Source organism: Pseudoalteromonas sp. S558, assembly GCF_005886635.1.
Taxonomy (GTDB): domain Bacteria; phylum Pseudomonadota; class Gammaproteobacteria; order Enterobacterales; family Alteromonadaceae; genus Pseudoalteromonas; species Pseudoalteromonas aliena.
The window spans coordinates 1-5,982 of record NZ_PNDU01000108.1; the positions used below are offsets into that span (position 1 = coordinate 1).

The following is a 5,982-nucleotide window of genomic DNA, read 5'->3' on the forward strand; positions in this document are numbered from 1 at the left end:
TTCACTCTGTTCAAGATCATGGATTAATATGACCAACTAATAAATGGAATTGGTATAAGCCGCAATAATAGCGAGGTATTAATTAAAGACGACTTACGCGCTTTTTTAACCACATGCTTTACCAATTAGTACAATGAGTGGATAAGAATTATTATGTTTGATTTAAATAAAATAAAGCAACGCGTAGCCAGTAAAACTTACGATTTGGGTTATAGCTTGTACGCATCAAACAATGTGAGCAAGTTACTTATTGTGGGTGATCAAGCAATGGCGAGCGTGGCGGGGCAGTATAAATACAAAGTCACCTTAGAAAATAGTGAAAGCGGACAATGTATGGCAAGCTGCACATGCCCCGCAGCCGATTATCAAGAGGTATGTAAACATGCCATTGCCGTGGCGCTCAAAGTAAACAGTTTATCTGCTACTGAATTAGCCAACGCAAACGCCGATGCTACAACACAAGGCAGCGAACGCGGGGCATTAATGGCGTGGTTTTTAGATAAACCGGCTAATGAACTTACCGATATAATTATGGGTTTTTTAGATGAGTCAGAGCATGAATACGATAAATGGGTATTTATGATGTCAAACGACAAGCAAGCCATGAGTACAGGTGAGCTAAGCAAACTTATCACTAAAGCCTTGCCTAAAAAATCAGTATGGGGCTGGAATGAAGTACGTAGCTATTTTGCTGATGCAGATCCACTGTTTGAAATGATATTTCCTGCGATAGAAAAACTGCCAGTTGATCAGCAATGGCAGTTAAATTTTAAAGCCTTGGTGCGTTTAAACACCGTACTTGAAGAAATTGATGACTCCGGCGGCTTTCGCTTTGATTTAGAAGAGCAACTTAACCAAAATCTGAGCGAGCTTTTTAATCAACTGCCTTGGTCTGATGAGCAAAAAGCACAGTGGATTTTTGAACACTTTGAAGACTACAAATACGATGTATTCCCGAGTGTACCGCATGACTTTGATATAACACCCAGTGTAAATACCTTGTTTTTAGCACTGTGTACAACGGCAATAGAAAAGCGACTGCACGCGGGCGTTGACTTTAGTGATTGGAGGCAAAAAAGCGCGCTTGCACGCCTTACCTCGGTATTAATAGAGCACGCGCAAGCGCAGGATGATTGGCAAGCGCAACTGCGTTTAATTAAACTAACAGCCCATGACTCGTCGGATTATTTAAAAATAAGTGCGCTTTGCAAAGACCGTAATGAGCTGTTAGATGCCGAGTACTATTTAAAGCAAGCGTATCAACGGGCAAGTAAGCCACATGAAGTGCTTGCATGTAAACGCGATGAAATAGAACTTCGCCTTGAATTGTCAGAATTTAAAGCCGCATGGGCAATCGCGTGGCAGTTATTTGTAGATAACCCGATTTTTAATGGCTTTAAAGATTTATACGTATTGCAACAAAAAACCGGCATAATTGATGCGCAGTTTGCGCAAAAGGTAGAGCAGCTATTGCTTTCTTTGTCAGAACAAGGGGCTAAATCAAACCAAGGGGCTTATCGCTTTACTAATTATCCGAGTGAATTACTGGATTTTTATATTGATCAAAATGACATTGAAAAAGCACGTTCATGGGCTGCAAAACATGAGGTTAAGTCGAGTCAATTGATAACGTTGGCTGGTTTAATTATGGCGCAATACCCACAAGAGTCGATTGACTTGTATCACAAATCACTTAGTAACATAATTGGACAAACTAATAATGACGCTTATCGTGAAGCAACTAATTTATTAATTAAAATAGAAAAAAGCTTAAAAGACAAAAATGCCGACTGCACGCTATTATATGAAATGATTACTACATTGGCTAAGAAGTTTAAGCAAAAACGAAATATGATGAAGTTGTTGCGAGAATACTTCCCGCATTGTAGCTAAAAATAAACGTTTAAAAAATAATAACTAACATGAATAAACCAGCGGACGGTGCTAAATAGATGAAATTTACTGAAGCCAAATTAGAAAAAGCGGTGGTTGAGTTATTAGGCGAGCGAGGCTACCCGCATTTACTCGGTGGTGAGCTTACTCGCAATAATAGCGACGTATTAATTAAAGACGACTTGCGTGCTTTTTTAACCAAGCGCTACGCTAAAAATAATATTACCACCGGCGAAGTAGACTCAATTATTACAAAGCTTGAAAAGCTGCCAGCCAGTGATTTATACGAAAGCAATAAAACCTTTTGTAATTGGCTCAGTGATGGCTTTTTACTTAAAAGAGATACACTAAATACCCAAAGTAGTGATACGGCAAGGAGTCAGTCTCAAAAAGATTTTTATATTCAACTACTTGATTACGACAACGTTGAGCAAGGTATTAAAAGTAGCTTAATAGCAGGCAGTGCTATGGCTGCTTTGGATAATATGGCTCTCGATAATGTGAATGAAGCCAGCGTTACTTACCTACAAGACGATAACATTTACCGCTTTGTTACCCAGTTAGAAATACAGAGCCCCACAAGCTACGATAATATTGAACTGCGCATTCCCGATGGCATTTTATATGTAAACGGCTTACCGCTGGTGGTGTTTGAATTTAAAAGCGCGATACGCGAGCAAGCCCCCATTTTTGAAGCCTATGAGCAGCTAACTGTTCGGTATAAACGCGCTATTCCTCAGCTATTTGTGTTTAATACCTTGTGCGTTATAAGCGATGGTGTAAACAACAAAATGGGTAACTTATTTGCGCCGTATCAGTTTTTTTACTCGTGGGGCAAAGTAACGGGGCAAGAGCTAACAGCGCAAGAGGGTATTAACTCGTTACATACCTTATTGCAGGGTTTGTTTGATAAAGCGCGCTTGCGCGATGTAATGCGTAATTTTGTGTTTTTCCCCGATTCTGATAATAAAAGCGCGGGTAAAAAAGAGATAAAAATTGTGCCGCGTTATCCGCAATATTACGCGGCTAATAAGTTGTTCGAAAATATAAAACAGCATTTAAAGCCAATAGGCGATGGTAAAGGCGGTACGTACTTTGGTGCAACGGGTTGCGGTAAAAGTTACACCATGCAATTTTTAACACGCTTGTTGATGAAAAGCATTGAACTTAAAAGCCCCACCATTATTTTAATTACCGACCGAACCGATTTAGACGATCAACTCTCGCAGCAATTTGGTAATGCTAAAACCTACATTGGCGATGACACGGTAAAAACTGTTACCAGCCGCACTCACTTACGAGAGTTACTAGCGGGCCGTAACAGTGGCGGTGTATTTTTAACGACCATTCATAAGTTTACCGAAGATACCCAGTTATTAACCGAGCGCACTAACGTTATTTGTATTTCTGATGAAGCGCATCGTAGCCAAGTTAATCTTGATCAAAAAATTACTATTACCGAAAAAGGCGTGAAAAAAACCTTTGGTTTTGCAAAATACCTACACGACTCACTGCCCAATGCCACCTATGTTGGCTTTACTGGAACACCAGTGGACGCCACTTTAGATGTGTTTGGTGAAGTGGTTGACTCGTACACCATGACCGAATCGGTCAAAGATGAAATAACCGTGCGCATAGTTTACGAAGGCCGCGCGGCCAAAGTGTGTTTAAACAACAGTAAGCTGGCCGAAATTGAAGCCTATTACAAAGAATGCGCCGATGCTGGCAGTAACGAGCTGCAAATAGAAGACAGTAAAAAAGCCACCGCCAACATGAATAGCATTTTAGGCGACCCAGACCGTATTAAAGTGTTAGCAAAAGATTTTGTACAGCACTACGAAAAACGTGTTGAAGAATGCTCAACAGTTGCAGGTAAGGCAATGTTTGTGTGTAGCTCGCGTGGCATTGCTTATCAGTTGTATCAAGAATTAGAAGAATTACGCCCAGATTGGTTTGATGTAGTAGACTCTTTAAACGAGCAGGACAACGCGCAAAACTTATCGGATAACGAGCGAAAGCGCGCTATTAGCGAAGGCCGTATTGCAGCCCCTTCTGAAAAAGTAAAAATGGTGATGACCCGTGGCAAAGACGACGTCGCACGCTTATATAATTTACTTGGCAGTAAAGACGAGCGTAAAGAGCTTGATAAGCAATTTAAAAACAAACATTCGAACTTTAAAATAGCCATAGTGGTAGATATGTGGCTAACCGGTTTTGACGTGCCATTTTTAGACACCATGTACATAGATAAACCACTGCAAAAGCACAGCTTAATACAAACTATTTCGCGGGTTAATCGCCAGTTTGAAGGTAAAAATAAAGGCTTGGTAGTCGATTACATTGGTATTAAATCTGAAATGAATAAAGCGTTAGCGCAGTATTCAAAAACAGACGAAACCAACTTTGAAGACATTACCGCCTCGGTTATCGAAGTAAAAAACCACTTAGCGCTACTTGCTCAGTTATTTCATAAATTTGACAGCAGCGCGTACTTTACCGGCGAAGCCGTTGCACAGTTAAATTGTTTAAACTACGCAGCCGAGTTTGCGCTTATTACCGAAAAGCGCCGAAAACGCTTTATGGATTTAGTTAAACGTTTAAAAGCCGCTAACGATATATGTTGTGGTAGTGAAAAAATTAACGAAAATGAGCGCAACTATATTCACTTTTATCTCGCCATTCGCTCTATTATTTACAAGCTAACCAAAGGCGAAGCGCCCGATACCGCGCAAATGAACGCCAAAGTACGTGAAATGATAGCCGAAGCCCTACAAAGCGACGGCGTTGAAGAAGTATTTAAACTCGGCAATGAAGACGGTGGCGAAATCGACATTTTTAATGACGACTACATAGCCAAAATAGAAAAAATAAAACTTCCCAATACCAAAATAAAAATACTGCAACAAATGTTAGCTAAAGCCATAGGCGAGCTTAAAAAAGTAAACCAAACCCAAGGTATCGACTTTACTAAACGCTTTGAATCACTGGTACAGCGCTATAACGAGCGAAAAGATGATGACATACTGGTAAGTAACGTACTCGATGACTTTTCAGACACTATGGTTAATATGATTTACAGCGTACGCGACGAAATGAACGCCGGCGACGAGCTAGGCATTGATATTGAAGAAAAAGGCTTTTACGACGCATTAAAAATGCTCGCAATTAAATATGATTTTGACTACCCCGAAGATAAGTTAATTGAGCTCGCCCAAGCGGTAAAAGTGATAGTGGACGATAAAGTTAAATTTGTTGATTGGAACCACCGCGAAGATATTAAATCATCCCTAAGAGTAGAGCTTATTTTAATACTGGCTAAATTTAAGTACCCACCAATAAGCCACGACGAAGTGTACAAAGAAATATTCGAACAAGCACAAAATGTAAAAGCGAATAAAGAGAAGTAAAACATAAAGCGCACGATGTTCAATAGCTAAGCGAATAATTGGTAGTGTTTAAAAGTTGGTATCTGTTCAGTAAACTTGTGAAAAGAAAATTCAATTGAATTTCATAGATACAGCTTAAGCTACTTAATTAGCTTAAGCTCAATGATCAATACATTATAATGTCAGCTTTGTTATTGCGCTATTTTAGTGGCGCTATAGTAAAACACTTATTTAATGCAGTAGTGATAACCGCACAGTTAACATAGCTCTGCAGTGTTATTTATAGGGGGGTTTTTAAATCCCCCTAGGATTTGTGTACGAATTGGTTGTTTAATGGGCAAAAAAGGCGATGTAGCCCTTTGTTTGTATAGCTTTCGTACTAAATTCATTTAATTGTCAAAAAGCTGAAATAAAACATTGACCCCCGCTCGAATCTCCCTATAATGCGGCCCCACTGAGACGGGAAACGCCGAAGCATAGCAAGGCACGAACTACTCAGAGAGTTAAATAAAACTTCGGTTTTAAATCTTCCAAAAGAAAGTTTAAAATTAAGTGTTGACTCGAAAAGTAAAGGGTGTATTATTCACATCCCTTGAGACGCTAAAGCGAATCAAAACGTTCTTTAACAATATAAAGCAATCATCTGTGTGGGCACTCGTACAGATTGAGTTCTAACAGCCAAGCTTAGTTCGCTAAGTAAGGC

Annotated in this window: 2 protein-coding genes; both read left to right on the top strand. The window is 39.7% G+C overall.

Annotation, left to right across the window (positions count from 1 at the left end; genetic code table 11):
* Nucleotides 1-153: 153 nt before the first annotated feature.
* A complete protein-coding gene (locus CWB66_RS08845; protein ID WP_138585099.1) occupies nucleotides 154-1,893 on the top strand; it encodes an SWIM zinc finger family protein in 1,740 nt (579 codons plus the stop codon).
* Nucleotides 1,894-1,952: 59 nt separating this feature from the next.
* Nucleotides 1,953-5,300 carry a type I restriction endonuclease subunit R gene (locus CWB66_RS08850; RefSeq protein ID WP_138585100.1) on the top strand — a complete coding sequence of 1,116 codons (3,348 nt, stop codon included), beginning with the start codon at nucleotides 1,953-1,955 and terminating at the stop codon, nucleotides 5,298-5,300.
* Nucleotides 5,301-5,982: the final 682 nt, after the last annotated feature.